At 72.7% G+C, this 25,834-nt stretch carries 24 protein-coding genes and 1 tRNA gene; 8 read left to right on the forward strand and 17 right to left on the reverse strand.

Annotated features, from left to right (window positions below; genetic code table 11):
• The first annotated feature begins 96 nt into the window (after positions 1–96).
• A complete protein-coding gene (locus tag ACZ6O5_RS06115; protein ID WP_465974773.1) occupies positions 97–552 on the forward strand; it encodes a hypothetical protein in 456 nt (151 codons plus the stop codon).
• A gap of 9 nt (positions 553–561) precedes the next feature.
• Here ACZ6O5_RS06115 and ACZ6O5_RS06120 read toward each other — a convergent pair whose 3' ends face one another.
• Positions 562–1,446 carry a LysR family transcriptional regulator gene (locus tag ACZ6O5_RS06120; RefSeq protein ID WP_465974775.1) on the reverse strand — a complete coding sequence of 295 codons (885 nt, stop codon included), beginning with the start codon at positions 1,444–1,446 and terminating at the stop codon, positions 562–564.
• 72 nt (positions 1,447–1,518) lie between these two features.
• On the opposite strand from ACZ6O5_RS06120, the gene ACZ6O5_RS06125 reads away from it, so the two are divergent.
• Entirely contained in the window at positions 1,519–2,175 is a 657-nt protein-coding gene (locus tag ACZ6O5_RS06125; RefSeq protein WP_465974777.1) for a type 1 glutamine amidotransferase domain-containing protein, read from the forward strand.
• Between the two features lie 138 nt (positions 2,176–2,313).
• Here the strand turns inward: ACZ6O5_RS06125 and ACZ6O5_RS06130 are convergent, their stop codons facing one another.
• Positions 2,314–2,925, reverse strand: coding sequence for a histidine phosphatase family protein (locus ACZ6O5_RS06130; RefSeq protein WP_465974779.1), 612 nt, complete (start codon positions 2,923–2,925; stop codon positions 2,314–2,316).
• A 65-nt stretch (positions 2,926–2,990) separates the two neighbouring features.
• Positions 2,991–3,410 (reverse strand): VOC family protein, encoded by a 420-nt coding sequence (locus ACZ6O5_RS06135; protein WP_396773862.1) that lies wholly within the window; start codon positions 3,408–3,410, stop codon positions 2,991–2,993.
• Between the two features lie 144 nt (positions 3,411–3,554).
• On the opposite strand from ACZ6O5_RS06135, the gene ACZ6O5_RS06140 reads away from it, so the two are divergent.
• The gene (locus tag ACZ6O5_RS06140) at positions 3,555–5,459 is read left to right on the forward strand and encodes a hypothetical protein (RefSeq protein WP_465974781.1); all 1,905 of its coding nucleotides are present in this window, start codon (positions 3,555–3,557) and stop codon (positions 5,457–5,459) included.
• Here ACZ6O5_RS06140 and ACZ6O5_RS06145 read toward each other — a convergent pair.
• Complete coding sequence (locus ACZ6O5_RS06145) at positions 5,428–5,931, reverse strand: helix-turn-helix domain-containing protein (protein ID WP_465974783.1); 504 nt, start codon at positions 5,929–5,931, stop codon at positions 5,428–5,430. The genes ACZ6O5_RS06140 and ACZ6O5_RS06145 overlap by 32 nt on opposite strands.
• A gap of 197 nt (positions 5,932–6,128) precedes the next feature.
• Here ACZ6O5_RS06145 and ACZ6O5_RS06150 point away from each other — a divergent pair, with 197 nt between their 5' ends.
• Complete coding sequence (locus tag ACZ6O5_RS06150; protein WP_465974785.1) at positions 6,129–6,806, forward strand: DUF4386 domain-containing protein; 678 nt, start codon at positions 6,129–6,131, stop codon at positions 6,804–6,806.
• Between the two features lie 47 nt (positions 6,807–6,853).
• On the opposite strand, the gene ACZ6O5_RS06155 is transcribed toward ACZ6O5_RS06150, so the two are convergent.
• Positions 6,854–6,930: transfer RNA gene (locus ACZ6O5_RS06155), tRNA-Thr, on the reverse strand.
• A gap of 364 nt (positions 6,931–7,294) precedes the next feature.
• Between ACZ6O5_RS06155 and ACZ6O5_RS06160 the strand changes: the two genes are divergently transcribed.
• Entirely contained in the window at positions 7,295–8,386 is a 1,092-nt protein-coding gene (locus ACZ6O5_RS06160; protein WP_465974787.1) for an ABC transporter ATP-binding protein, read from the forward strand.
• 61 nt (positions 8,387–8,447) lie between these two features.
• Here the strand turns inward: ACZ6O5_RS06160 and rlmB are convergent, their stop codons facing one another.
• The gene (gene rlmB, locus ACZ6O5_RS06165; protein WP_465974789.1) at positions 8,448–9,572 is read right to left on the reverse strand and encodes a 23S rRNA (guanosine(2251)-2'-O)-methyltransferase RlmB; all 1,125 of its coding nucleotides are present in this window, start codon (positions 9,570–9,572) and stop codon (positions 8,448–8,450) included.
• Positions 9,572–10,987 (reverse strand): cysteine--tRNA ligase, encoded by a 1,416-nt coding sequence (cysS, locus tag ACZ6O5_RS06170; protein ID WP_465974791.1) that lies wholly within the window; start codon positions 10,985–10,987, stop codon positions 9,572–9,574. Before cysS ends, rlmB begins: the two co-directional genes overlap by 1 nt.
• A 63-nt stretch (positions 10,988–11,050) precedes the next feature.
• Here cysS and ACZ6O5_RS06175 point away from each other — a divergent pair, with 63 nt between their 5' ends.
• Both ACZ6O5_RS06175 and ACZ6O5_RS06180 read left to right on the forward strand, forming a co-directional pair.
• Positions 11,051–11,698 (forward strand): IclR family transcriptional regulator, encoded by a 648-nt coding sequence (locus ACZ6O5_RS06175; protein WP_465974793.1) that lies wholly within the window; start codon positions 11,051–11,053, stop codon positions 11,696–11,698.
• 131 nt (positions 11,699–11,829) lie between these two features.
• Positions 11,830–12,816 (forward strand): hypothetical protein, encoded by a 987-nt coding sequence (locus ACZ6O5_RS06180; protein ID WP_465974795.1) that lies wholly within the window; start codon positions 11,830–11,832, stop codon positions 12,814–12,816.
• An 80-nt stretch (positions 12,817–12,896) separates the two neighbouring features.
• On the opposite strand, the gene ACZ6O5_RS06185 is transcribed toward ACZ6O5_RS06180, so the two are convergent.
• The 3 genes from ACZ6O5_RS06185 to ACZ6O5_RS06195 all read right to left on the reverse strand — a co-directional run bounded on the left by ACZ6O5_RS06185 (position 12,897) and on the right by ACZ6O5_RS06195 (position 16,342).
• Positions 12,897–14,588, reverse strand: a complete 1,692-nt coding sequence (locus ACZ6O5_RS06185; protein ID WP_465975042.1) for a S8 family serine peptidase — start codon at positions 14,586–14,588, stop codon at positions 12,897–12,899.
• 90 nt (positions 14,589–14,678) lie between these two features.
• On the reverse strand, positions 14,679–15,377 hold the full coding sequence (locus ACZ6O5_RS06190; RefSeq protein ID WP_465974797.1) for an HAD family hydrolase: 699 nt from the start codon (positions 15,375–15,377) through the stop codon (positions 14,679–14,681).
• Positions 15,374–16,342, reverse strand: a complete 969-nt coding sequence (locus tag ACZ6O5_RS06195; protein ID WP_465975044.1) for an EamA family transporter — start codon at positions 16,340–16,342, stop codon at positions 15,374–15,376. The genes ACZ6O5_RS06190 and ACZ6O5_RS06195 overlap by 4 nt, the downstream gene beginning before the upstream one ends.
• 67 nt (positions 16,343–16,409) lie before the next feature.
• Here ACZ6O5_RS06195 and ACZ6O5_RS06200 point away from each other — a divergent pair, with 67 nt between their 5' ends.
• The gene (locus tag ACZ6O5_RS06200) at positions 16,410–16,955 is read left to right on the forward strand and encodes a CGNR zinc finger domain-containing protein (protein ID WP_465974799.1); all 546 of its coding nucleotides are present in this window, start codon (positions 16,410–16,412) and stop codon (positions 16,953–16,955) included.
• On the opposite strand, the gene ACZ6O5_RS06205 is transcribed toward ACZ6O5_RS06200, so the two are convergent.
• From ACZ6O5_RS06205 to ACZ6O5_RS06235, 7 genes are all read right to left on the reverse strand, one after another.
• Positions 16,922–17,518 (reverse strand): GNAT family N-acetyltransferase, encoded by a 597-nt coding sequence (locus ACZ6O5_RS06205; RefSeq protein WP_465974801.1) that lies wholly within the window; start codon positions 17,516–17,518, stop codon positions 16,922–16,924. The genes ACZ6O5_RS06200 and ACZ6O5_RS06205 overlap by 34 nt on opposite strands.
• A 136-nt stretch (positions 17,519–17,654) precedes the next feature.
• Positions 17,655–17,885 (reverse strand): GntR family transcriptional regulator, encoded by a 231-nt coding sequence (locus tag ACZ6O5_RS06210; RefSeq protein WP_465974803.1) that lies wholly within the window; start codon positions 17,883–17,885, stop codon positions 17,655–17,657.
• A 472-nt stretch (positions 17,886–18,357) separates the two neighbouring features.
• A complete protein-coding gene (locus ACZ6O5_RS06215) occupies positions 18,358–19,767 on the reverse strand; it encodes a class II fumarate hydratase (protein WP_465974805.1) in 1,410 nt (469 codons plus the stop codon).
• 44 nt (positions 19,768–19,811) lie between these two features.
• On the reverse strand, positions 19,812–22,793 hold the full coding sequence (locus ACZ6O5_RS06220) for an AfsR/SARP family transcriptional regulator (RefSeq protein ID WP_465974807.1): 2,982 nt from the start codon (positions 22,791–22,793) through the stop codon (positions 19,812–19,814).
• 320 nt (positions 22,794–23,113) lie between these two features.
• Positions 23,114–23,629 carry a hypothetical protein gene (locus tag ACZ6O5_RS06225; protein ID WP_465974809.1) on the reverse strand — a complete coding sequence of 172 codons (516 nt, stop codon included), beginning with the start codon at positions 23,627–23,629 and terminating at the stop codon, positions 23,114–23,116.
• A gap of 26 nt (positions 23,630–23,655) precedes the next feature.
• Positions 23,656–24,057 carry a hypothetical protein gene (locus tag ACZ6O5_RS06230; RefSeq protein WP_465974811.1) on the reverse strand — a complete coding sequence of 134 codons (402 nt, stop codon included), beginning with the start codon at positions 24,055–24,057 and terminating at the stop codon, positions 23,656–23,658.
• A gap of 91 nt (positions 24,058–24,148) precedes the next feature.
• Positions 24,149–25,816, reverse strand: a complete 1,668-nt coding sequence (locus tag ACZ6O5_RS06235) for a fumarate hydratase (RefSeq protein WP_465974813.1) — start codon at positions 25,814–25,816, stop codon at positions 24,149–24,151.
• Positions 25,817–25,834 lie beyond the last annotated feature (18 nt).

Consider the following 25,834-nt stretch of genomic DNA (forward strand, 5'->3'; position numbering starts at 1 on the left):
AAGAGGTCGACGGTTTCCCGCCTCAGACACTGACCGAACGGATGAGGGGGGCGCGGTGGTCCGGAACCGGGTGGCCCCGTCGTGCGTCCGATCGGTATGAGAGCAGCCCCCGCCGCGGCGATCGCCCTCGCCGCCGTCCTCACCCCGCTCGCCGGCTGCGCCCGGGCCGACACGCCGGCCCCGGTCGGACCGGCCGTCACCGGACTGCCCGGCGTCGAGGTGGTCCTCGTGCGTTCCGGCGGCATCGCCGGGCTGACCGACACCATCACCGTGCGGCCGGACGGTCGCTGGACGAAGACCGACCGGGCCGGCGCCGCCCGCGACGGCCGGCTCACCGACGCCGACCTCGACCGGCTGCGGCAGCTCACCGTCGACCCCCGGCTGACCGCCGAGGCCGCCGTCACCGTGCCGGCGACCATGTGCGCCGACGCGTTCAGCTACCGGCTGACCATCGGCCCGACCACCAGCTCCTACGTGGACTGCCCGCCGCAGGCGACCCCGCCGGCCGCCACCGCCGAGGTGGTCGGCCTGCTCACCCGCGCCACCGGCTGACCGGCCCGCTCACCAGCCGGGCGCCGCCGCGAGCAGCGCCCGCCGCACGGCCTGCGTCTCGCGCCGGCCGGCCGCCGCCGGCCGGGCCGCGAGGAAAATCGTGTTGAGTGGCGGCACCGGCGGCGTGAGCAGCGCGCGCACCGCACCCGAGGCCAGCTCACCCCAGCAGAGGTACGCCGGCAGCACGCTCGCCCCGGCACCCGCCACCACGGCCGACCGGACCGCCCGCAGGTCGGCCACGACCAGGCTGGGGGTGCGGGTGAGCCGGGTGTCGAAGACGGTGCGCCAGTAACGGCGCAGGATCGGCGCCTCCTCGCCGTAGGCGACCAGCGGCACGTCGCGCAGCGCCGCCGGGGTCACCGGGCCGGCCAGCCGCTCCGCCCAGACCGGTGCCGCCACCAGCACGAACTCCTCGTCGTAGAGCGGCTCGACGACCAGGCCGCGCCGTCGAGGCCGCACGCTCGTCACCGCCAGGTCGAGCCGGCCGGCGACCAGGTCGTCCAGCAGCCGCTCCGGCATCCCGGCGACCACCCGCAGCTCCAGGCCGTCGGCCACCAGGCCGGCAAGTGCCGGCAGCACCCGCTCGCCGAGCAACTCGGCCGGCCCGCCGAGGAAGACCGTCCGGGCGTACGCCGCGTCCGGCTCCTCGGTCAGCACGGCGGCGAGCCGGTCCAGCGGCTCGGCCACCCGGCGGGCCAGCTCGTCCCCGGCGGCGGTCGGGGTGACGCCCCGGGGCAGCCGGTCGAACAGCGGTCGCCCGACCGCCTCCTCCAGCGCCCGGAGCTGCGCGGTCACCGTGGGCTGCGCCACACCGAGCAGTTCGGCCGCACCGGTGACCGACCCGGCCCGGTGCACGGCGAGAAAGCTGCGGAGCAGGTCCAGCGACACCTTCACATCAGCAAACCTATCGCCGACGTGACTCTCGCCTATTGGTCAGCTATGGCTCGGCGCGTCAGCATGGTGGGCATGACTCGTGCACTCATCGCGCTGACCAGCCATTCCGACCTCGGCACCACGGGCCGCAAGACCGGCTACTACGTGGGCGAGGCCGCCGAACCGTGGGAGGTCTTCCGGGCCGCCGGGTATGACGTCGACCTGGTGTCGGTGGCCGGCGGCGAGCCGCCGACCGACGGCCGGGACAGCGACGACAAGACCCAGAACGACTTCCTCGCCACCGCTGGCGTGACGGACACCCCGAAGGCGGCGGACGTCGACCCGTCCGGTTACGACGTGATCGTCTTCGCGGGCGGCCACGGCACGATGTGGGACTTCCCCGACGACCCGGACCTGGCCCGGATCGCCCGCTCCGTCTACGAGCGCGGCGGCGTGGTCGCCGCCGTCTGTCACGGTCCCTCCGCGCTGGTGAACCTCACCCTCTCCGACGGCTCGCGGCTGGTCGCCGGCAAGCGGGTGGCCGGCTTCACCAACGACGAGGAGGCCGCCGTCGGCCTCACCGACGAGGTGCCGTTCCTGCTCGCCGACAAGCTCGCCGAGGCCGGCGCGCAGCACGTGCCGGCACCGAACTTCACCGAGCACGTGGTGGTCGACGGTCGCCTGGTCACCGGCCAGAACCCGCAGTCCGCCCGCGCCCTGGCCGAGGCCGTGGTGAAGCTGCGCGGCTGAGCGACGGCCCGGCGCCGGCTGCCCGTGCCCGGCGCGGTGCCGATCTGCGGGTGGCGGCGCGCAGGTGCCACTCCGGCTCCCCGCCGGCCGGGTCGGGCCGGCCCGCCGGGACGCCGGCTGCCCGGCACGGTGCGCGCGTCAGAAGCGGTAGTCGTCCGGCAGGCCCGTGGCGCGCAGCTCGGGCGGCAGGTGGGCGGCATCGTTCAGGGCGACCACCGTCGGCGGGCCGGCCGAGCTGTAGCGGATCACGGTCAACGCGCAGTTGGCGTGGTTGAGCCCGATCCACCGGCGTTCCGGCGCCTCCAGGGCGTGCCGCACCAGCCAGGCGACCAGGAAGTTGTGGGTCACCACCAGCTCACGGACGTCGCCGGAGGCGGGGGCGGTGGCGAACCGGGCCACCGCCCCCGCCGTCACGCGCGGCCCGTCCCGCCGGTCCCGCTCGGAGAACTGGGTGAGGAACGCCGCGTGCCGCTCCGGCAGGCCGGTCGGGTCGGTGTCGTGTGGCATGTGGTCGCCGGCCCGGTCGTCGACGCCGACCGGAACACCCGGCAGCTCCGCGCCGACCAGCGCGGCGGTCTCCGCGGCCCGGGCCAGCGGCCCGTGGTGCACCGCGTCGAGACGCGCGCCGCGCAGGCGTTGCCCGAGCAGCGTGGCCTGCCGACGGCCCCGCGCCGACAGGCCGGTGTCCGCCTCCTGCTCGGGAGCGTCCTGCTCGCCGTGTCGGGCCAGGAACAGCAGGCGGCTCGCCATCGGTCACCTCGTCAGGATCGGGAGGCCGACCCTAACCGGCCGGCCGCGATCCCCGCAGCCCGTGATCACCCGCGCGGATGCATCTGGCCGATCCGGATCCGGTTGCCGAACGGGTCGCGGATGCCGAAGTCGATGCCGTACGGCCGGTCGGTCGGCTCGTCGGTGACCTCCACGCCCTTGGCCACCAGGTCCGCGTACGTCTGGTGCGCGTCGTCGGTGGTGAGGAACAGGAATCCGCCGGTGGCGCCCTTGGTGAGCAACTCCCGGACCTGCTCGGCGGTCTTCGGGTCCAGCGCCGGCGGGCCGGGCTTCTCCAGCAGGATCTCCCGGTCGGGGTCGCCCGGCACGTTGACCGTGAGCCACCGCATGAAGCCGAGATCCTGGTCGGTGTTCACCTCCATGCCCAGCTTGCCCACGTAGAAGTCGAGGGCCTCGTCCTGGTCGAGCACATAGATCTGGGAGCGGGAGATCGAAGTCATTGTCATGACGAGGACGCTAGAGCAAGCCCCCGGCCTGCTGCTTATCCAAAACTGCACGTTCGTTCGGCGGAGTCCACGTCCGCCCTACCCCGCTTTGTCCCCTGCGACACACGCACACGTTACGTGCTGATAACGTCACGGAAACGGCAGATGCACGACATCGGGGGAACGCCGATGCAGGTGATGCTGGCCTGGACCGCCGACGGGCCCGACCCGGACGACGGGCGGACGGCCCGCGGCACCCGGTTCGACCGGGCCGCCGCCGAGCTGGTGCCGGAGAGCTGGCACCGCCACAGCTCCGGCGGCGCCGACTGGGGTGTGCTGGTGCTGCACCCGGCCGACCAGGGCGCCTACCGGTGGCCGACCGTCGCCGCCGACGGCCCCGTGACCGCCGTCTCGCTGGGCATCCCGGTCGGCGTCGACGATCCCGGGCCGGTGGCGCTGGCCCGGCGCCTGCTCGCCGGCGAGGACGTGCACCGGGAGGTCGTGCCGCCGTTCGGTCTGCTGGCGCTCGACCGGGACCGCTTCGCCCTGCAACAGGACTGGCTGGGCATGGCGCGGGTGTTCACCGGCACCGCCGGCGCGGTCACCGCCTGGTGCACCCGGCCCGGCCTGCTGGCCGCCTTCCTGCACGGCACCCCGCGCCCCGACCTCGCCGGCTGGACCTCGTACCTCCTCTGCGGACACTTCGGCGGTGACCTGTCGCCACTTGCCGGCATCCGACTGCTGCGGCCCGGCGAACGGGTCACCGGGCGTCGCCGCCCCACCGGCGGCTGGCAGCTCACCACCGAGCTGCGGTACGCCACCGACGACGTCGTACGCGTCGGCCACGCCGAACGGGACCGACCGGTCGTCGAGCGGCTCGACCGGGCCGCCGACGCGCTGACCCGCGCCGTCACCAGCCTGCACCGGCTGCACGACGGGGAGGTCACGCTCGGTCTGTCCGGGGGCAAGGACTCCCGGCTCATCGCCGCGTCGCTGGTCGCGGCCGGCCGTACGCCGAACCTGGTCACCAACGACGACACACCCGCCGAGGCCGAGGTGGCCCGAGAGCTGGTCCGGCTCCTCCCGGAACGGCGCGGGCTTGCCCTGCCGCACCGCTCGGTGCCGGCCGCCGCCCCGGCCGACGTGCTCGGCGTCGGCCTGCGGGAACGGGCGCAGCGCCTCGCCGAGCGACACGACCACCAGTTCCCGTCGACCTACCTGAGCCGGCCCGCGGTGTCCACCCGGCTGCCGGAGGCCACCCGCCCGGCGAGCCTCACCGGCGCGGCGGGCGAACTTGCGGTCGGCTACTGGTATCCCCCGGCCGGTGCCGACCCCGCGCCCACGCCCGAGCAGGGGGGCCTGACCCGCCTGCTGGCGGCCCTGCCACACGCCGCCGCGACGCCGGAGGCACTGGCCGCCGAGCGGCACCGGGTCATCGGCGTCCTGGCCCACGCCCGCGACCTGGGCCTTCGCGACGAGCACGTCATCGACCACCTCTACCTGGTGGAGCGGATGCGCCGGTGGTGCACCTCCGCCTACACCAGCGGCATGGTCACCCCGTTCCTCGCGCCGGGCTTCGTCGCCGCCACGTTCGCGTTCGGCGTCGCCGAGAAGCGGGCCCGGCTGCTGCACACCGCGTTGATCGCCCGGCTGGTGCCGGAGTGGGCCGAGGTGCCCTTCGTCAGCGCCGCCACCGGGCCGTCCCGGGCCACCCGGGTGTGGGAGGGCGACGGCGTCGCCACCGTGGCCGACCTGCTGGACACCGCGCACGGGCCGCTCACCGACCTGATCCGCCGGCCGGTCGTGGAGCGGGCGCTGCGTGCCGCGGCCCGGGGCAAGGAACCCGACCCACGGGTGTTGCAGCAGTTCGCAGCGCTGGCGATCGCCTCCGGGCGGTTGGAGCCGGGGGCCACCCGCCCACCGACCGGTGCCACCTACGCCCGCGTCACCGCGCCGCCGCGTCCGCGTACCCCGAAGCAGGGCCGGCTGACCGGGCTGCGTTGGATCCGGCGGAGCCGGCTCGGCGACCGGCTCTGGGTCATGGCGCGACGGCGGGTGCGCGGCCGCTGACGCCGGCCGGGGCCCGACCGTCGCCCGCCGGCCCCGGGCCGGCCACCCCCGGCGCCGGCCCGGCGGGCGGTCCGACGGCGGCGCTCGGGCGCATCCACGCCCTGGTGAAGCAGCTCGGCACGTCGGCCGGGGCGGCCTTGCGACGCCGGTAGGCCGAGGGGGACTCGCCGACGATGTCGTGGAACGTCCGGCTGAACGTGCCGAGGCTGCCGAACCCGACCAGGTGACAGATCTCGGTGACCGGTGCCGCGGTGCGCACCAGCAGGTACATGGCCCGCTCGATCCGGCGGCGTTGCAGGTAGCGGTGCGGCGTCTCGCCGAACGTGGCCCGGAACGTGCGGATGAAGTGCGCCTCGGAGACGTACGCGATCCGGGCCAACGCGGGAATGTCAAGCGGCTGCGCGTACGCCCGGTCCATCGCGTCCCGGGCGCGCAGCATCGCCCGGTTCGACTCCTCCACCGCCCGACTCATCCCACCTCCCGCTGTGCAAGGAAGGGCACCCTGTTAACGCATTCTGTAGAGGAGGGGCCCCCTGTTAACACCACTCATCGTTCCACCCGATGACGCGGCGAGGACTGCCCGAGCGGCCGATCCGCCGACGCGCCGATCCGCAGCAGGGTGGAAGCGTGACATCCGTCGATTGACCGAACGCGCCGGACGGAGCCGCCATGGACGCACTGCGGAAGACCTCACTCGTCGCGGGCGGATGCTACGTGCTCACCTTCGCCTCGATCCCGACCCTCACCCTGTACGCCCCGGTACGCGAGGCGGACTACCTCGTCGGCAGCACGTCGGAGACCCCGGTCGTGGCCGGCGGCGTCCTTGAGGTGATCGTCGCGCTCGCCTGCATCGGCACGGCCGTCGCGCTGTTCCCCGTGCTCCGGCGACAGGGCGAGGCACGGGCCTTGGGTTTCGTCGCGGCCCGCGTCCTCGAAGCCGGCGGCATCTTCGTCGGCGTCGCGAGCCTCCTGACGGTCGTGGCCCTGCGGCGGGCCGACGCCGGAGCCGACGCGCTGGTCACCGGCCAGGCGCTTGTCGCTCTCTACGACTCGATGTTCCTGCTCAGCCAGAGCCTCATCCCGGCCGTGAACGCGCTGTTGCTGGGGTCCCTGCTGTACCAGTCCCGCCTCGTCCCGCGCGTTCTGCCGCTGCTCGGGCTCGCCGGGGCGCCCCTGCTCGTCGCCGCCGACATCGGCGTGCTCTTCGACCTCTGGGACCGGCTGTCCCCGGTGACCGCGATCGCGGCCCTCCCGATCGCGGTGTGGGAGTTCTCGTTGGGCGTCTACCTGATCGTCAAAGGCTTCCGGCCCGCGCCGGTCATCACCGGCGCCCGGGCCGCCGGCTGACCGTCACGGGCACGCGCCGGCGGGGGCCGGGGGATGCCTTGTGGAATTGGAGCCCCCGGCCGGGATCGAACCGGCGACATCTCGCTTACAAGGCGAGTGCTCTGGCCAGCTGAGCTACAGGGGCGCGTGTGACGGGCTCAGCATAGCGACTGGGCTCGGGAAATCCCGCCTGGCAGGGCTCCCGAGCACGGAAAACGTCAGTTACCTCACCGGGTCGGCCGGCCGATCGTTCACTGATAGCGCTCACAGCGGGGAGATTGATGCCTCTCAGTGCTCGACTGACCGAAATGTGTATGCCGTCCGTCCCACCCGCTGCGTCTCGTCTTGGCACGAACGCGAAAGCCGTTTACGGTGCAGTGACACGGACGACACTCCGGCCGGCCTCGGCTGCCCGGGCGACGCTCCCGTTGGCCGGCACCCTGGGTGCCGGTCGCTCCTTCACTCGGATCGTCCGGCACGTTCCTGCCGGTGAAAGGAAGCGCTTCATCATGGCTACGGTCACCTACGCGAAGGCGTCCCGGATTTATCCGGGCACCGAGCGCCCCGCCGTCAACCAGCTCGACCTCCAGATCGGTGACGGGGAGTTCCTCGTCCTGGTCGGTCCGTCCGGCTGCGGCAAGTCCACCAGCCTGCGAATGCTCGCCGGCCTGGAGGACGTCGACGACGGCGCCATCTACATCGACGACCGGGACGTCACCCACCTCCCGCCGAAGGCCCGCGACATCGCGATGGTCTTCCAGAACTACGCGCTCTACCCGCACATGACGGTGTACGAGAACATGGCGTTCGCGCTCAAGCTGCGCAAGACCTCGAAGTCGGAGATCGACCGGCGGGTCAAGGAGGCGGCCGGGCTGCTCCAGCTCGAGGAGTTCCTCAGCCGCAAGCCGAAGGCGCTCTCCGGCGGTCAGCGCCAGCGGGTCGCCATGGGCCGCGCGATCGTCCGCGAGCCGCAGGTCTTCCTCATGGACGAGCCGCTGTCGAACCTCGACGCCAAGCTGCGTGTGCAGACCCGTACGCAGATCGCCTCGCTCCAGGCGAAGCTCGGCGTCACCACCGTCTACGTCACGCACGACCAGGTCGAGGCCATGACCATGGGTCACCGGGTAGCGGTCATGCTGGACGGCGTGCTCCAGCAGGTGGACACGCCGCGGGCGCTCTACGACACCCCGGCCAACGTCTTCGTCGCCGGCTTCATGGGCTCCCCGGCCATGAACATCAAGACGGTGCCGCTGACCGAACAGGGCGGCGCGTTCGCCGAGATGATCATCCCGCTGACCCGTGAGCAGATCGCGGCGGCTCGCGCCGAGGGCGGCGACAACAAGGTCACCGTGGGCTTCCGCCCGGAGGACTGCGACCTGGTGAGCCCGTCCGAGGGCGGCATGCCGGTCGTGGTCGAGCTGGTCGAGGACCTGGGCTCCGACGCCAACATCTACGGCCACGCCGCGCTGGAGGGCCACAACGAGCGCTTCGTGGTCCGCACCGACCGGCGCAGCATGCCGAACATGGGCGACACCGTGTTCGTCAAGCCGCGTACCGGCCGCAGCCACGTCTTCCACGCGGCCTCCGGCCTGCGGATCTGACGTACGCGAAGCAAAAGGGGCGGCCCGCCACCGGCGGACCGCCCCTTTTCGTGCTTGCGGGTCAGCCCTCGACCGCGCGGCGGCGGGCGACCTCGGCGAGCGTGACCGCGGCGGCGACGCTCGCGTTGAGCGACTCCACCTCGGAGATCATCGGAATGCTGACGGTCAGGTCGCAGGTCTCGCCGACCAGGCGGGACAGCCCGCGCCCCTCCGAGCCGACCACCACGACAAGCGGGCCGACCGCGGCCTCCAGGTCGTACAGGTCGGTCTGCCCGTCGGCGTCCAGGCCGACCACGATGAAGCCGGCCTCCTTGCACGCCTTCAGCGACCGGGTCAGGTTGGTGACCTGGGCGACCGGAACGCGCGCGGCCGCGCCGGCGCTGGTCCGCCATGCGGTCGCGGTGATCCCGGCGGCCCGCCGCTCGGGCACGAAGACACCCTGCGCGCCGAACGCGGCGGCCGACCGGATCACCGCGCCGAGGTTACGCGGGTCGGTGACCCCGTCCAGCGCGACAAGCAGCGGGGCGGCCTGCTCCAGCGCGGCGGTGACCAGGTCGTCGAACGACTCGTAGGCGAACGGCGGCACCTGGAGGCCGACGCCCTGGTGCAGCACCCCACCGGTCATCCGGTCCAGCTCGGCGCGGCTCACGTCGAGGATCGCGATGCCCCGGTCGGCGGCGGTGCGGACGATCTCCTTGACCCGGTCGTCCATGTCGATGCCTTGCGCGGTGTAGAGCGCGGTCGCCGGCACCTGGGCGCGCAGCGACTCCAGCACCGGGTTCCGGCCGACGAGCAGCTCGGGGCTGTCCTTCGCCGGGTTCGACTTGCGCCCCGGGGAGACCCGGGGCCCGCCGGACCGGCCGCCCGGCTTGCCGCCGCCGCGGCCCTTGGCGGTGGGTACGCCCCGACCGCCGCCCCTGCCCCAGGTGGTGTCCTTGCTGCCGGGCTGGCCGATCTTGGGCGCGCGGCCCTCCTCGGCCGCGGCGCGCCGCTCCTTGTCCTGCTTCCAGGCGGTGCGCTGGGGCAGCTTCTCGGTGCCCGAGTAGGCCTTGTGCCAGGGACGCTCGTCGGCCGGCAGGGTGCGCCCCCGGCCGGCGAGGGAGTCCTTGTTCTTGCCACCGGTGCCCTTGGGGGCGCCCGCCTTCGGCGTCAGTCGCCGGCCACGGCGCTGCGAGTTGCCGGCCATCAGTCCTGCTCTCCAATAGTCCAACGCGGGCCCTGGGGGGTGTCCTCGACGACCACGCCGGCCTGCTTGAGCTGGTCACGGACCGCGTCGGCGGCGGCCCAGTCCTTGCGGCCACGGGCCTGCGCGCGCTGCTCCAGGGCCAACGCGATGAGTGAGTCCACCACGCCGCGCAGGTCGTCCGTGCGGTCGCCACCGGTCCAGGCCGGATCCAGGGGGTCGACGCCGAGGATATCCAGCATCGCCCGCGTGGCGGCCAGCGTCGTGCGGACGGTCACATCGTCGCCGCCGCTCAGCGCGGTGTTGCCGTCCCGGACGACCTCGTGCAGCACGGCGAGCGCCGCCGAGGTGTTGAGGTCGTCGTCCATCGCCGCCACGAACCCGGCGGGCAGCTCACCGGGTCGGCCCACGCCGACCCGCTCGACCGCCCGCTGCACGAAGCCCTCGATCCTCCGGTACGCGACCGCGGCCTCGCGCAGCGCGTCCTCGGAGTAGTCGATGCGGGACCGGTAGTGCGCGGCGGCGTAGTAGTAGCGCAGCTCCACCGGGCGCACCCCGAGCGAGGCCACGTAGTCGAGGTCGAGCGTGTTGCCGAGCGACTTGCCCATCTTGGTGCCGCCGATGCCGAGCAGGCCGTGGTGCACCCAGTAGCGGGCGAACGGCAGGTCGGCGGCCTGCGACTGGGCGATCTCGTTCTCGTGGTGCGGGAACGTCAGGTCGAGCCCGCCGCCGTGGATGTCGAACTCGGCGCCGAGGTAACGCCAGCACATCGCCGAGCACTCGATGTGCCAGCCGGGCCGGCCGCGGCCCCACGGCGACGGCCAGGCGGCCTCGGTCGGCTCGCCCGGCTTGACGCCCTTCCAGAGCGCGAAGTCACGCGGGTCGCGCTTGCCCCGGTCGGGGGCGTCGCCGGCCGGCTGCATGTCGGCCGGGGCCTGCCCGGACAGTGCGCCGTACGCCGGCCAGGACGCCACGTCGAAGTAGACGTCGCCGGAGCCGTCGGTGGCCGGGTAGGCGTGCCCGGTCTCGATCAGTCGGGCGATCAGCTCGTGCATCTCCGGGATGTGACCGGTGGCCCGCGGCTCGTAGGTCGGCGGCAGCACGTTCAACGCCCGGTAGGAGGCGGTGAGGATCTGCTCGTTGGCGTACGCGATCGACCAGAACGGCCGGTCCTGCTCGATGGCCTTGGCCAGCACCTTGTCGTCGATGTCGGTCAGGTTGCGGATGAACGTGACCTCGAACCCGTTGCCCAGCAGCCAGCGACGCAGCACGTCGTAGTTGACGCCGGAGCGAAGGTGGCCGATGTGCGGGGGTGCCTGGAGCGTGAGACCACACAGGTAGACCCCCACCTTGCCGGCTTCCCGCGGGACGAAGTCCCGCACCGATCGGGTGGCGGTGTCATACAGGCGTAGCGTCACCTCCCAAGGGTAGCCCTCCACACATTTCCGGGTTGGCCCGAGCCGGGTCGTACGCTGCGTGCTGTGGACACGGCGGCACGCCCGGGAGAGACCGCGCAGACCCTGGACCGGGGTCTGCGCCTGCTGTACCTCGTCGCGGACGCGCCGGGCGGGCTGACCGTCACCGAGGCCGCGCACCGGCTCGGCATCGGTCGGGCGGCCGTCTACCGGCTGGTCGGCGCGCTGACCGGGCACGGCATGCTGCGGCGCGACGGCGAGGGCCGGCTGCGGCTCGGCGTGGGCGTGCTGCACCTGGCCCGCCGCGCGCAGCCGCTGCTCGCCGAGGGCGCGCTGCCGGCGCTGCGCCGGCTCGCCGAGCGGACCGGCGCGACCGCCCACCTGACCGTGGTGGAGGGCGGCGAGGGGGTCGCGCTGGCCGTGGTCGAGCCGAGCTGGACCGCGTTCCACGTGGCGTACCGGACCGGTTCCCGGCACCCGTTGGAGCGGGGCGCGGCCGGCCGGGCCGTGCTGGCCGGGCGGGCCGGCGAGTCCGGCCCAGTGTGCACCAGCGGCGAACTCCAGTCCGGGGCGTACGGGGTGGCGGCGCCGGTGCTGGGCGTGCCGGGGCTGGAGGGCAGCGTCGGCGTGGTCTCGTTGACCCCGCTGGACGTGACCGAGGTCGGCGCCCAGGTGACCGCCGCCGCCGAGGCGGTCGCCGCCGCGCTCTCCTGACCGACCCGCTGGGGTGTCGATAGCACACGGACGGGCCGCGTGGTGGGTTGTCCACAGGCGCGGCTGGTGGGGCCGGCCGGGGTTTTCCACAGGGGTGTCGACCGATGCCGGCCGGTCGGCACGCTTGTCGCATGCCACCTCATCCGCATCGACCACCGCAGTTGGCCGGGCAGGTCTTCCGCGGCTCGGACGCGGTCCGGCGCGGGCTGCTGTCCCGCCACCATCTCCGGGGCGCGTCCTGGGTCCGGCTCCGGCAGGACGTCTACGCCGATGCCCGCCTCGACCGCGACCACGCGTTGGCCTGCCGCGCCGTCCTGCTCCGGATGCCGGCCGGCACCCTGATCGCCGGCCCGTCGGCGGCCCACCTGCACGGCGTCGCGCACGCCGCCGGCTTCACCGACGACGTGCACGTCCTCCTGCCGGCCTCGGTGCGGGCCGACTCCCATCCGGGTGTCCGGGTGCACCAGGCCCCCCTGGTCGGCCCTCGTGACGGGCTGTTGCTCCCCGCGCACGCCGTCCGGGGAGGCGACGGCATCCCGTCCGGCGGCCCCACCACCGCCGCCACGTCGACGAGCATCGCCCCGGCCACCGCGCACCGGGCCACCGCGCCCGCCGCCTGCGCCTGGGAGACGGCGGTCTGGGCCGATCCGGTTCGCGCGGTCGGCATCATCGACGGGCTGCTGCGGGTCGGGGCGGTCAGCCGGTCCGGGCTGGCCACCGAGGCGGCCCGGAACGCCGGTCGGCCGGGTGGTCGCCGGGCGTCGTGGGTGTTCGGCCTGACCGACGGCTGCGCCCGGTCCCCAGCCGAGTCCCACCTGCGGGTGCGACTCGTGTTCGCCGGCCTGCCGCGTCCGGTGGCGCAGCATCCGGTTCGCGTGTCCGCCGGCCTGGTGCGGCACGCCGAGCTGGCGTGGCCGGAGTTCCGGGTCGCCGTCGAGTACGCGGTCCACCGGCCCGCCGAGCCGGAGGTCACGCACGTCGACCGGTGCCGGCTCCACCACCTCGTCGAGGCCGGCTGGTTGGTGCTGCACGTGACCGGCCGCCGCCTGCGCACGGAGTTCCCGGCGCTGGTCCGCGAGATTCGCAGCGCGCTGGTGGCGCGCGGGTGGCGGCCGTGAGCCACACCGGTTCCCGGCCCGTGACGCCGACGTGGCGGCGTCCGGGAGCACCGGACACCGCCACGTCGGGAGAACAGCTGTTACGGTCGCGCGTTGGGCTTCAGCGGCGTCTTCACCGCGGCGTAGGCGTCGACGATGCCGTAGCCGTAGAAGCCGTTGAAGTTCAACGAACCCGCGCAGTACGCGTTGTACGTCTCGTCCCGGCCCTCGTTGGTGTAGGTCTGGAGCCGCGGGTCCGGGCAGGCGTGCTCGGCCGCCGTCCGGTAGAGGTGCTGCTCGACCTGGTCCGGCGCCATGCCGTAGCCGTTGCGGCCCTGCTGCTTGCCGTACCGGCTGACGATCAGCGCGGCCACGCCGGAGACGTGCGGGGACGCCATCGACGTGCCCTGGAGGTAGGTGTAGTAGCCGCACTCACCCTTGGCCGTGCACTGCTTGAACACCGAGTCCTCGAAGCCGGCCACGATGTTGCCGTTCTCGTCGACCGACCCCTCCTCCTGGAGCACCTTCTTCGGGTACGTGGAGAGGATCATGTTGGCGTCGGTGCGGTAGGTGTCGGTGCCGAAGCCGTCCCGGAACCAACCGCCCGGGGCCGCCACCGAGATCTGCTCGGTGCCGTAGTTCGAGTAGTCGGCCTTCTTGCCGGACGGGCCGACCGCCGAGACGCCGATCACGTGCGGGCCCTCGACCGGCAGGTCCCAGCAGCTCGCGTTGTCGATCGGGCGCGGGTACGGCGGGGTGTCACCGTAGTCCGGGCTGCTCTCGTCGGTCCGCGGGGCGCCCAGGTCCTCGTTGTTGTTGCCGAGCGAGCCGACCAGCGTGACGCCCTTGTGGTGGGCGAAATTCAGCGCCCGCTTCATGGCCTCGATGATGGTCCGCTGCTCGGCCTGCTGCTCCGGGTTGTCGGCCGGGTTGGCGGTGCAGTTGTAGAGCCACGGGTCGACGTAGAAGGACATGTTGACCACGTCGAGCCCGGAACGGCCGGCGTGCACCAGTGCGTTGACCACCGGGTTGAGGAAGAAGTAGCCGCTGTCCTGGCCGCCCTTCAGCTCGACCAGGGAGACCTTCGGGGCCACGCCGGAGAGGCCGAAGCCGTTGGCGGCGGCGCCGATCGTGCCGGCCACGTGGGTGCCGTGACCGCCGTCGTCGGTGCCGACCGGGTCGAGGCAGCTCGCCACCTCGCACGGGCCGTCGACGTCGGGGATGTCCGGCGCGAAGTTGCGGGACAGCGCCCAGTTGAAGTTCGGGGCCAGGTCGGGCTGGCTGGCGTCGACGCCGGTGTCCAGGACGCCGACGGTGACCCGGCGGTCGCCCGGCTCGATCTTGCGGGCCTGGTCGGCCCGGATCATGTCCAGGCCCCAGAGCTTGTCGTCCAGCGGGTCCATCTTCTTGGCGTTGCCCTTGGCGACCTTGCCCTTGGTCGCGGCGGCGGCCACCAGGTGCTCCTGCTCGACCCGGTCGAGCTTGGGCTTGCGGCCGATCGCCTTCTCCTCGGCTGCGCCGAGGAGCGCGCCGGCCGCGGTGGCGCGGCTGGCGAAGTCCGCCCGGTCGCTGCGCACCTGGAACAGGCCGACGTCGTCGGTGCGGGAGACGACAGTGCCGCCGGCCGCCTTGATCGCGGCGATCGCGGCGTCGGTGGAGACGCCGCTCTCCGCCAGCACGGTGAAGGTCCGGGCGCTGGTCGGCGCGGCCGTCGCCGGAACACCCAGACCGGTCACCGTGAGTGCCAGCGAGGCCGCGACCGCGACCGCACCGGCGGTGAAGCGCTTGCTCACCACATTCAGATCCTCTCGTTGAGGGACGTGGCAGTCATCCCACATCACGGGAGCGGGTTTCGCCAGGTGTGCGCCCGGAATACGCCACAATCAGGCATTCGCGCTCGTCAACGCGGCGAGCACCCCGGGCAGCTCGGCCAGCGTGGACACCTCGGCGTCGGGTTCGAGGCCGGCCGGCCGGGGCAGTCCGGCCCGGTTGAGCCAGACGGCCCGCAGGCCGGCGCGTTGGGCGGCGACCACGTCGTGTTCCGGCGAGTCGCCGACGTGGACGATCCGGGCGGCGGGCAGCCCGGCGGCGGCCACCACGGCGGCGAAGAACGCCGGTGCCGGCTTCTTCGGCAGGCCACCCTCGTGCGCGTACAGGGCGAAGGCGAACCGGCCGTCGAGGCCGCAGCGTTCCGCGCGGCTGTTGCCGTTGGTGGCGAAGCCCAGCAGGTGGTGCGGGCGCAACGCGGCCAGCGCCGGCAGCACGTCCGGGAACGGCCGGCTCAGGGCGTACCGGCGGGCGAAGAAGAGCGCCGCGAACTCGTCCAGGTGGGCGTCGAGCCCGGCCCGGGTCAGCGACCGGGCCAGCGCGGCGCGGCGGATCTCCCCGACCGGGGCCGCGCTGAGCGCGCCGAAGACCGCACCCCAGTCCCCCTCCAGGTCCGCGAGCGACACCTCGGCCGCCGCCGGGGTCCACCGCCGCATCTCCTCGAGTACGGCCACCAGCGCGCCGGTGACCGCCGGGCGCAGGTCGACCAGGGTCTCGTCGGCGTCGAAGACGACGGCGGTCCGGGGTGCGGTCACCGCTCACCGACCAGCGCCGACCCAACCGGGGCTGGTGACGCCTCCCCGGGGCCGGCCCGCAGCTCGTCCACCCGGACCAGCGCGACGCCGCCGACGATGAGCGCCCCGCCGACCAGTTGGATCGCGCTCGGCAGCTCGTTCAGCACCAACCAGGCGATCAGCACCGCGAACATCACCTCGGTCAACCCGACGAAGGAGGAGAGCCGCGCGCCGAGCAGCCGCGCCCCGGCGACCCCGGCCAGGTACGCGACCACGGCGGCGATCAGCGACAGTCCGACGATCGGCACCAGCCAGCTCACCCGGTGCCCGGCGAAGCTGACGTCGGCGGTGCCGGCGGCCAACGGGAGCACCCCGCCCGCGCCGAGCAGGAGCAGGATCGCGGCGCCGACGGCCATGCCGCCGCTGGCCATCACCACCGAGGGCAGGTCGGCGTCGACGCGGCCGGCGATGACGTAGTAGCCGGCCAGCCCCACGCCGGCACCGAGCCCCCAGAGCACACCGACCGGGTCGAGCCGACCGGCACCGGCGAGGTCGAGGACGAACACCAGCCCGGCCAGCGCGGTGAGCGAACCGGCCACGGTCAGCACCCGGGGTCGCTGGCCGTGGACCAGCCACATCCAGCCGACCACCAGCACGATGCCGAGGTATTCCAGCAGCAGCGCCACGCCGACCGGCAGGTACCGGACCGCGTTGAAGAAGCACGCCTGGGCCAGGGCCACCCCGAGCAGCCCGAACAGCACCACGGTGAGCGCGTTGCGGCGCAGCACCGGCCAGCGACCGCGCAGCACCAGCAGGGCGGGCACGGCCAGCACCAGCGCGGCGACGCCGACCCGGGCGATCACCACGGCGACCGCCGACCACTCACCGGTGATCAGCGGCCGGGCGAACGTGCCCGAGGTGGCGAACGTGAGCGCGGAGAGCAGGGCCAGGCCGAGCCCGGTGCCGGACCGTTCGCGCATCGACATTCCCCCGGTCATGAGTGAAGAAGCGTTACGCTGATGACGTTAGGGGTGCCGTCCGACAGGAGTCAAGTTGCTTTTCGCTCATGACACCGAGTGCGGGTTGGTGGCCGCCGCCGCACTGGTGAACACCACCGGCCCGGGTCGGGAGGACCTGCCGGACGTCACCGCGCTCGACGAGTTCTTCACCGCGTACGGGTGGAGTGGCCGGCACGAGCACACCGAGGCGGAACTACGCCAGGTTCGCACGCTGCGGCCCCGGCTGCGCCGGATCTGGTACGCCGACACCGACGAGGTGGTGGAGATCGTCAACGGGCTGCTCCGCGAGTCGCACGCCCTGCCGCAGCTCATCCGGCACGACGACGAGCCGTACCATCTGCACGCCGTGCCCCGCGACGCGCCGCTGGCCACCCGGATGGCGGTCGAGGCCGCGATGGCCGTGGCCGACCTGGTCCGCGCCGGCGAACTGACCCGGCTGCGTCGCTGCGACCACCCCGACTGCGACAACGTGCTCGTCGACCTGTCCAAGAACCGGTCCCGCCGGTTCTGCGACGCCGGCTGCGGCAACCGGGCCGCGGTCAGCGCCTACCGGGCCCGCAGGGCGGCGTCCCACTCCTGACGGATCGCGGGCCAGTCCGCCCGGAGCAGCTCGTACTCCACCTCGCCGTGCTCCGTACCCGGAATCGGATCGTCGAAGACCAGGTGGAACGTGCGGGCGTAGCGCAACCCGGCACGGGCCATCACCGCGCGGGAGCGGTCGTTCACCGCCATCGTCTGCGCCCACACCCGCCGCACGCCGACCGTGTCGAACGCGTGCCGCACCAGCGCCCGCGCGCCCTCGGTGGCCAGCCCATGCCCCCACACCGCGCGGCGCAACCGGTAACCCAGCTCCGCCTCGCCGCCGTCATCGGACGGATCGAGCGCCAGCCAGCCGAGGAACTCCCCGGTGAACCGGTCGAGCGCGGCCCACCGGCCCAGCCCGAGATGCCGGTCGTACTGCGCGAGCACCCGGGGCAGCACCTCGTCGCGGATCGTCGCAGCCGGCGTGGGCACACCGTTGGTGAGGAACCGCATCACCTCCGGGTCGGCGTCCAGCGCGACCAGTCGGTCCACGTCGGCCATGGTGAACCGGCGCAGCGTCAGCCGGCCGGTCTCCCGCAACACCCCGTCGTCGTCAGGCACGGTCGGATCATCCCGCCGACCCGTCGCCCGGGGCGAGGCAATTACCGCCGCGGTGGCCCGGCTGGGGTCACGGTAGATCTTGGAAGAATTGCGCCCCTCCGGGGGCCGTTTGGTACCAAGATCTGCGGTCACCGCGTCAGCTCGGCAGCGCCTCCGCGACCCAGAGGCCACGACCCTGCAAACCCACGACCAGACCACGGTCCTGAAGGATGATGATCGCCCGCTGCACGGTCGTGACGCTCACGCTGTACAGGTCGGCAAGTTCCTTGTAGGTCGGCAACCGCTCACCCGGCGGGTACTCGCCACTTCTGATCCGGCTGGTCAGGTCTTCGGCCACCTCTCGGTAGCCACCGCTCGGTATGGGCATGGGAGGTTCCTTCGTTCGGCACCCCCATCGGATCATGAGCAAAAACCACCTTCAAGACCTTAGGTACTAAAGGTCTCCAACATGGCGGCTGTGGCGAGGTCCTCGTTCGGCAAGCGACAACCGAGCCATGCGGCGGTCCACGGCAGACATGGGGCCTGGTCCCCAGGACTGCGTCGCGGTGGGACCTTCCCGCTCCCCCGGCCGGGCGGTCCACCCCCGCCGGGGCGGCGATAGCACCGACGACTCAGCTCGAAAGGGACCGCACATGCCCCTACCGGACCGGCCCCACCTACCGCTACGCCCGCTCTGGCTGTGCCGGACGTGCGGCACGCCCTGGCCGTGCGCCGACGCGCGCCTCACCCTGCTCGACGAGTACGCGGGCGACCCGGTCGGGCTCAGCCGACCGGCTCGACCCGGCGGCCCTGTTCGCCTGCTTCCTCGGCTGGGCGCGACGACGGGCCATGCCCTGACCTCAGGGGTGCGTCATCCGGAGCAGGTCCAGCGCCTCGTCCAACTGGGTCTCGGTGAGCTTGCCCGAGTCGACGTGCCCGCGCGAGATCACCACCTCGCGGATGGAGACCTGCTTGGCCAGCGCCTCCTTGGCGATCGAGGCGGCCTCGTCGTACCCGAGATGGCGGTTCAGCGGGGTGACGATCGACGGCGAGCCCTCCGCGTACGCCAGGCAGACCTCGGCGTCCGCGACCAGGCCGGCCACCAGCCGCTCGGCGAAGAGCCGGCTGGACGCGGCGATCAGCTTGATCGACTCCAGCAGGTTGCGGCCCATGACCGGAAGCATCACATTCAGCTCGAAGTCGCCCTGCGAGCCGGCGAAGGCCACCGCCGCGTCGTTGCCGATCACCTGCGCGCAGACCTGCCGCATCGCCTCGGCAACCACCGGGTTGACCTTGCCCGGCATGATCGACGAGCCGGGCTGGAGGTCGGGGATGCGCAGCTCGCGCAGGCCCGCGCGGGGGCCGGAACCCATCCAGCGTACGTCGTTGGCGATCTTGTAGAGGCCGACCGCGACGGTGCGGAGCTGCCCGGACGTCTCCACCAGCGCGTCCCGCGCGCCCTGCGCCTCGAAATGGTTGCGCGCCTCGGACAGCGGCAGGCCGGTCGAGTCCCGCAGCCGCCCGATCACCTTGCCCGCGAAGCCGAGCGGGGTGTTGATGCCGGTGCCCACCGCGGTGCCGCCGAGCGGCAGCTCGCCCAGCCGGGGCAGCGCCGTCTCCAGCCGCTCGACGCCGTAGCGGACCTGGGCGGCGTACCCGCCGAACTCCTGCCCGAGCGTGACCGGTGTGGCGTCCATCAGGTGGGTCCGGCCCGCCTTGACCACGGTCTCGAACTCGGCCGCCTTCGCCTCCAATGCCATGGCGAGCTGCGTCAGGGACGGGAGCAGATCCTCCACCACGAACTGGGTGGCGGCCAGGTGGATCGAGGTCGGGAACACGTCGTTGCTGGACTGCGACGCGTTCACGTGGTCGTTCGGGTGCACGTCGCGGCCCAGCTCACGGCTAGCCAGCGACGCGATCACCTCGTTGGTGTTCATGTTGGACGACGTGCCGGAACCGGTCTGGAACACGTCCACCGGGAACTGGTCGTCGTAGCCCCCGGCGGCGACGTGCGCGGCGGCCGTGGCGATCGCCTCGGCCACGTCCGCGTCGATCACGCCCAACTCGCCGTTGACCTGGGCGGCCGCCCCCTTGATCTGGGCCAACGCCTTGATCTGGGCCGGTTCGAGCCCGCGCCCCGAGATCGGGAAGTTCTGCACCGCGCGCTGGGTCTGCGCCCGCCACAGCGCCTCGGCGGGCACCTCCACCTCGCCCATCGAGTCACGTTCGATCCGGTAACCGGTCGCCTCTGGAGTCGTCACGCGTACCATCCTGCCGCGCCGCCGGCCGGTACGCAGGGAAAGCGATGCGGGCCTCAGCCCAGCTCGGCCAACAGCTCCTCGGTCGCCCGCCGGCCCGGGGACTCGATCTGCCGGAACAACACCAGCGCCCGGCCGGCGTACCGGCGGGCCTGCCCGGCGTCCGAGTCGCGCAGGCACCGGGCCAAGCCGTCCAGTGCGCGGGCCTGCTCGTAGCGGGCCCCGAGCCGGGTCGCGTCGGCGAGCACCCGGCGGTGCAGGTCGAGCGCGCTGGCCACGTCACCCTGGTCGAGCAGCGCCTGGGCGAGCAAATTGCGCGAGGCGCACTGACCGATCCGATCGCCGGAATCGGTCACCACCACCAACGCCTCCCGGTGCAGGTCGGCCGCCCGCTCGGGCCGGCCGACCCGCCGCTGGAGGGCGCCCATCTCGTTGAGCACCTCCGCCTCGCCGTACCGGCCGACGTACTTCTTCTTGAGGCGCAGGGCGACCCGCAGCAGTCGTTGGGCCGGCTCCAGGTGACCCATCCGGTGCCGGATCATGCCGGTGTGCGCGACCGCGTTCGCCAACTGCCGGAAGTCCCCGTTCTGCCGCGCCAACACCAGGTGAGACCGGCTGAGCCGCAGCGCCTCGGCGTGGCGGCCGGCCGACAGCAACGCGTAGGCCACGTTGTTGATCAGATTGGCCAGCTCCGCCGTGTGGTCGGCGCCACGGATCATCTGCATCGCGGTATCGAGGCACTCCATCCCCTGCTGGTGATCCCCGTTCGCCGAGTAGGACACCCCGAGGTTCCACAACGACACCCGCATCTCGTCGCGCAGCCCGAGCCGCCGGCGGATCTCCAGGGCCCGCCGCATCAACCGGATGGCCTCGGGAAACCGGGCCTGCCGGTAGTAGACCGAGGACAGGTAGTTGTAGATGGTGCCCACCGCGGCCTCGTCCCCGAGCGCCTCGGCCGCGCGCAGGCCGACGGTGTGCGTCTCCAGCAGGTCGTCCAGGTGTCCACTGTCGAAGTTGGCCCGCCAACAGGCCCGGGCGAGCTGCCAGCAGTGCCGCCGGAAGCCCTCCGCCTCGGCGAGCTGGATCAGCGCGGTCAACAGCGCCGCGTGCTCGTCGAACCAGGCCCGGCCCTGCGGCAGCGTGGCGTCGACCAGATCGGGCCGGCGCGGCGGGTTGGCGGGCAGGGACCGCAGGCTGCCCGCCGACTCGATCGTCCGGGCGATCGCCGAGGCCACGTCGAGATGATGGTCCAGCAGCCGTTCCAGCGCTGCACGGCGCTCCCCGGCCCGGCCCGGCTCGGCGAGCAGCGTCCGGGCGTACTCGCGGATCAGGTCGTGCAACCGGTAACGGCCCGGGTCGGCCTCCTCCACCAGGTGCGCGTCCACCAGCTCGTCGAGCAGATCCTGCGCCTCGGCCAGGGGGATGTCGGCCAGCGCGGCGGCCACCCGGTTGTCGAACCCGCCACCCGGCGGCAGACCGAGCAGCCGCAGCATCCGCTGCGCCGTGGGCGACACCTGGGCGTACGAGAGCGCGAACGCCTGCCCGACGGAACGCTCCCCGGCGGCCAGCTCGGCCAGCGGGTCCGGGCTGGTGGCCAGCCGTTCGGCCAGGTCCGCGACCCGCCAGCGGGGCCGGTGCGCCAGCCGGGCCGCCGCCAGTCGAAGCGCCAGCGGCAGGTGCCCACAGCGCCGCGCCACCTCGGCAGCCGCCTCCGGTTCGGCGGCGACCCGGTCCCGGCCGACGATCCGGCCGAGCAGCTCCACCGCCTCCTCCGGGTCGAGCACGGGCAGGGACGACGGGCGCCCCTCGTCCAGCCCGACCAGTCGGCGGCGGCTCGTGATGAGGACGAGGCAGTCCGGGCCGTTCGGCAACAGCGGCGTGACCTGCGCGCTGTCGGCCGCGTTGTCGAGCACCACGAGCGCGCGGCGGCCGGCCAGCTCGGTACGCCACAGTGTCAACCGGTCGGCCAGATCCAGCGGCATCCGCTCCGGCGGCACCCCGAGCTGGCGCAGCAGGACCGCCACCGCCCCCGAGGGGGTCAACGGCATGCGCTCGCTGTGCCCGTGCAGGTCGACGAAGAGATGCGCGTCCGGGTAGCGGTCACCGAGGGCGGCGGCCAGGTGCACCGCCAGCGTGGTCTTGCCGCTGCCGGCCATGCCGTCGATGAGCTGGACCCGGACCCGGTCCTCCTCGATCTCCTTCACCAGCCGGACCACGGTCTGCTGACGGCCGGTGAAGTCACTTATCGCCCGCGGCAGCGAACGGACCGGCACGGTGGACCGGTGCTCCGCGACGCCCAGGGCCAGGTCGCCGGCGAGCACCCGCTGGTGCAGGTCCTGCAACTCCGGGCCGGGCTCGATGCCCAGCTCCTCGGCGTACAGTCGGCGGCCCTCGCGATAGACGGCGAGCGCGTCGGCCTGCCGGCCCACCGCGGCGAGGGCCCGCATGAGCTGGCCGCGCAGCCGCTCCCGCAGCGGGTTCCGCTCCACGCTCTCGACCAACTCGTCGACCAGGTCGGTCGCCGGCCGCAGGCGCAGCTCGATCTCGACGCGCTCCTCCAACGCCGCCAGTCGCTGCTCGTCGAGGGCCAGTGCCCGCCGGCGTACGCTCCGGCTGGGAATGCCGCTGAGCGCCGGCCCCCGCCAGAGGGCCAACGCGGCCCGGTAGTGGCGACGCGCCTCCTCGGACTGGCCGGCGGCGACCGCGGCCCGCGCGGCGTCCACCGCCCGGCCGAAGATGTCGGCGTCGAGGTCGTCCGGTGCGACCCGGATGCCGTAGCCGGCCGGATCGGTGACGATGACGTCCGGCGGCAACCCCAGCACCGCGAGGCGCTGTCGCAGTCGCGACACGCAGATCTGCAACTGGGCCCGGGCGGTGGCCGGCGGACGGTCCTCCCAGACGGCGTCGATCAGCTCGTCGAACGGCACCACACGACCGGCGCGCAGCAGCAGGAGGGCGAGCACGGTCCGGTCCCGACCTGCGGTGACGGTGGCTTCGCCCCCGCCTACCCGCAGTGGTCCCAGGATCCCGAACCGCATGCGCCGCCCCCGTACGCCTTTGTGCACTTACAGCAGCGTAACCCGCTGGTAACCGCACGACGCGCCGAGACGATAGTGATCTGATAGCGGATCGACAGCGCCGCCGGACAGACTCGTCGCGGTTGTCGGTGACGACATCCGACGGGGGCGGTGCGCCCGTCCGGTCGCGAGGCCGGGCGAGCGCACCGATGTCGGAAGATGGAACCGGGCCGCGCGGAGCGGGTAGTATGGCAGTCGCCAGGAGCAGTAGCCTCTGGAAGTGGACCCGGCAGCCTTCCGGACGGTGGGTGGGCCGGGTCTCGCGTTTCAGTGGCCCAGTTTCAGTGGCCCACCGGTCGCACCTCGTCCACCATCGGACGCGCCATCGCCTTCCATTCGCCGCCTCTGGCCCACGACCAGGCAATCGCGTCGGGGAGCGCGAGCAGGTGGTCCTCATGGGCCCGCAGGTGGTCGTACCGCAACTGCTCGGCCACCCCGGCCAGCCGTAGCTCATGGTTGAGCGTGCGCACGTCGGCCACCCGCCGGGAGTCGTCCAACTCCAACACCAGACGCTCGGCACCGGCCTTGGCGGCGTCGGCGATCAACGCCCGGAGGCACGCTTCCCGGGCGGCACGATGGTCGCGGTGACTCGAGGCGTCGTAGAGCACAACCGCCGCGCCGAGCTTGCGGAACGCCACGAGGATCTCCCGCCGCCGTTCAGGTCGCTCCTTGCAGAAGTGGATGCTGCGTTGACCGCGCAGCGTGAGCCCGGATACGACCTGACGAGCCGCAGTCACCCGGTGCCGATCGAGGACGGCTGCCGCGAGTATCAGGCCGCGTTCCTTGGTCTCGTCCACGAAGATGTGTGGCCCCACCTCTCACCTCACCGATGCCGCAGCGTCTGAAGCGGCGCAGCGGTCTCCGCGATGAGGAAGAAGCTCCAACCGTTGCGGTGCGGGCTCACCTCGGGGTTGTAGTGCTTGACAATCTCCCGGGCCGCTTGGCTCGGCGTCTTGAAGACGCTTCCGGCCAGCGGACCTGAGGTGATCTCGATGCGCCCCGGCCCCGGAACGAACGACGCGAAGGTGCGATGCCCGGCGTAGTCGGCATACACCTGGACGGCCGAGGGCTCGTCAGCGGCACCCGTTTCGCCTGCCCGTGCCTCGGCGCGTGCTCTCGCCTCCCTGACCAGGCGTGCCACGACCTGCCCCTTGGTCAGCCCCGCGATGTCGGCGGCGAACGCCAAGTAACGGTCGGTTTCTTCGTCTATGTCGATCGATGGCATGTGGCCCTCCTCGTCAGCCCGACCAGGCTACGAGAAGGGGGAAACTCCACCAAGCATCAAAACACCAAAGATTCCTGAGAACTTAAATTTCTCAGCGGCGGCCGACGGTGAGCACCGGCTTGGTGACCTCGGCGAAGAAGTCGTTGCCCTTGTCGTCGACCACGATGAAGGCCGGGAAGTCCTCCACCTCGATCCGCCAGACCGCCTCCATGCCCAGCTCCGGGTATTCGAGCACCTCGACGTGCTTGATGCAGTCCTGGGCCAGCCGGGCCGCCGGGCCGCCGATCGAGCCGAGGTAGAACCCGCCGTGGGTGTCGCAGGAGCGGGTGACCTGGGCGGACCGGTTGCCCTTGGCCAGCATCACCATCGAGCCGCCGGCCGCCTGGAACTTCTCCACGTAGGCGTCCATCCGGCCGGCCGTGGTGGGGCCGAACGAGCCGGAGGCGTAGCCCTCGGGGGTCTTGGCCGGGCCGGCGTAGTAGACCGCGTGGTCGCGCAGATATTGCGGCATCGGCTCGCCCGCGTCCAGCCGCTCGGCGATCTTGGCGTGCGCGATGTCCCGCGCGACGACCAGCGGGCCGCTAAGGGAGAGGCGCGTCTTCACCGGGTATTTCGACAGCTCGGCGCGGATCTCGTCCATCGGCCGGTTCAGGTCCACGCGGACGACGGTCTCGGTGTCCAGCGTCTCGTCGGTGACGTCGGGAAGGTAGCGGGCCGGGTCGGTTTCGAGGCGCTCCAGCCACACGCCCGACGGGGTGATCTTGGCAACCGCCTGCCGGTCGGCGGAGCAGGAGACCGCGATGGCGACCGGGCAGGACGCGCCGTGCCGGGGCAGCCGGACCACCCGCACGTCGTGGCAGAAGTAACGCCCGCCGAACTGCGCGCCGATGCCGAAGTTGCGGGTCAGCTCCAGCACCTCCGCCTCCAGCTCCAGGTCACGGAAACCGTGCGCGCTCATCGAGCCCTGCGTCGGCAGCGCGTCCAGGTACTTCGCGGAGGCGTACTTGGCGGTCTTCAACGCGTACTCCGCGGAGGTGCCGCCGATGACGACGGCCAGGTGGTAGGGCGGGCAGGCGGCGGTGCCGATCAGCCGCAGCTTCTCCTCCAGGAACTGCATCATCCGCGTCGGATTCAACAGCGCCTTGGTCTCCTGGTAGAGGTAGGACTTGTTGGCCGAGCCCCCACCCTTGGCCATGAACAGGAACTTGTACGCGTCCGGGTGGCCGTCCGGGTCCTCGGCGTACAGCTCCACCTGGGCCGGCAGGTTGCTGCCGGTGTTCCGCTCGTCCCACATGGTCAGCGGCGCGAGCTGCGAGTAACGCAGGTTCAGCTTCGTGTACGCCTGGTAGACGCCGCGCGAGATCGCCTCCGCGTCGGTGCCGTCGGTGAGCACGTGCCGACCGCGCTTGCCCATCACGATCGCGGTGCCGGTGTCCTGGCACATCGGCAGCACGCCACCGGCCGCGATGTTGGCGTTGCGCAGCAGGTCGAGCGCGACGAACCGGTCGTTCGGCGAGGCCGCCGGGTCGTCGATGATCGACCGGAGCTGGGCCAGGTGGGCCGGGCGCAGGTAGTGGGCGATGTCGTGCATGGCCTCGGCGGTCAACGCGGTCAACGCGGCCGGCTCCACGGTGAGGAAGCGGCGACCACCCGGGCCGTTGACGACGTCCACGCCCTCGTCGGTGACCAGGCGATATTCCGTCTGGTCGGGGCCGGTCGGCAGGAGGGGCGCGTACGAGAAGGCGGCGGCACTGCTCATGACCGAAAAGCCTAGGGC

Source organism: Micromonospora sp. NPDC049201 (assembly GCF_055586805.1).

What these genes read in the sequence shown, in the direction of transcription:
- ACZ6O5_RS06115 (WP_465974773.1), top strand. Translation starts at nt 97, where the DNA reads ATGAGAGCAGCCCCCGCCGCGGCGATCGCCCTCGCCGCCGTCCTCACC.
- ACZ6O5_RS06125 (WP_465974777.1), top strand. Translation starts at nt 1,519, where the DNA reads ATGACTCGTGCACTCATCGCGCTGACCAGCCATTCCGACCTCGGCACC.
- ACZ6O5_RS06130 (WP_465974779.1), bottom strand. Translation starts at nt 2,925, where the DNA reads ATGGCGAGCCGCCTGCTGTTCCTGGCCCGACACGGCGAGCAGGACGCT.
- ACZ6O5_RS06135 (WP_396773862.1), bottom strand. Translation starts at nt 3,410, where the DNA reads ATGACAATGACTTCGATCTCCCGCTCCCAGATCTATGTGCTCGACCAG.
- ACZ6O5_RS06140 (WP_465974781.1), top strand. Translation starts at nt 3,555, where the DNA reads ATGCACGACATCGGGGGAACGCCGATGCAGGTGATGCTGGCCTGGACC.
- ACZ6O5_RS06145 (WP_465974783.1), bottom strand. Translation starts at nt 5,931, where the DNA reads ATGAGTCGGGCGGTGGAGGAGTCGAACCGGGCGATGCTGCGCGCCCGG.
- ACZ6O5_RS06150 (WP_465974785.1), top strand. Translation starts at nt 6,129, where the DNA reads ATGGACGCACTGCGGAAGACCTCACTCGTCGCGGGCGGATGCTACGTG.
- ACZ6O5_RS06160 (WP_465974787.1), top strand. Translation starts at nt 7,295, where the DNA reads ATGGCTACGGTCACCTACGCGAAGGCGTCCCGGATTTATCCGGGCACC.
- rlmB (WP_465974789.1), bottom strand. Translation starts at nt 9,572, where the DNA reads ATGGCCGGCAACTCGCAGCGCCGTGGCCGGCGACTGACGCCGAAGGCG.
- ACZ6O5_RS06180 (WP_465974795.1), top strand. Translation starts at nt 11,830, where the DNA reads ATGCCACCTCATCCGCATCGACCACCGCAGTTGGCCGGGCAGGTCTTC.
- ACZ6O5_RS06195 (WP_465975044.1), bottom strand. Translation starts at nt 16,342, where the DNA reads ATGTCGATGCGCGAACGGTCCGGCACCGGGCTCGGCCTGGCCCTGCTC.
- ACZ6O5_RS06210 (WP_465974803.1), bottom strand. Translation starts at nt 17,885, where the DNA reads ATGCCCATACCGAGCGGTGGCTACCGAGAGGTGGCCGAAGACCTGACC.
- ACZ6O5_RS06215 (WP_465974805.1), bottom strand. Translation starts at nt 19,767, where the DNA reads ATGGTACGCGTGACGACTCCAGAGGCGACCGGTTACCGGATCGAACGT.
- ACZ6O5_RS06220 (WP_465974807.1), bottom strand. Translation starts at nt 22,793, where the DNA reads ATGCGGTTCGGGATCCTGGGACCACTGCGGGTAGGCGGGGGCGAAGCC.
- ACZ6O5_RS06230 (WP_465974811.1), bottom strand. Translation starts at nt 24,057, where the DNA reads ATGCCATCGATCGACATAGACGAAGAAACCGACCGTTACTTGGCGTTC.
- ACZ6O5_RS06235 (WP_465974813.1), bottom strand. Translation starts at nt 25,816, where the DNA reads ATGAGCAGTGCCGCCGCCTTCTCGTACGCGCCCCTCCTGCCGACCGGC.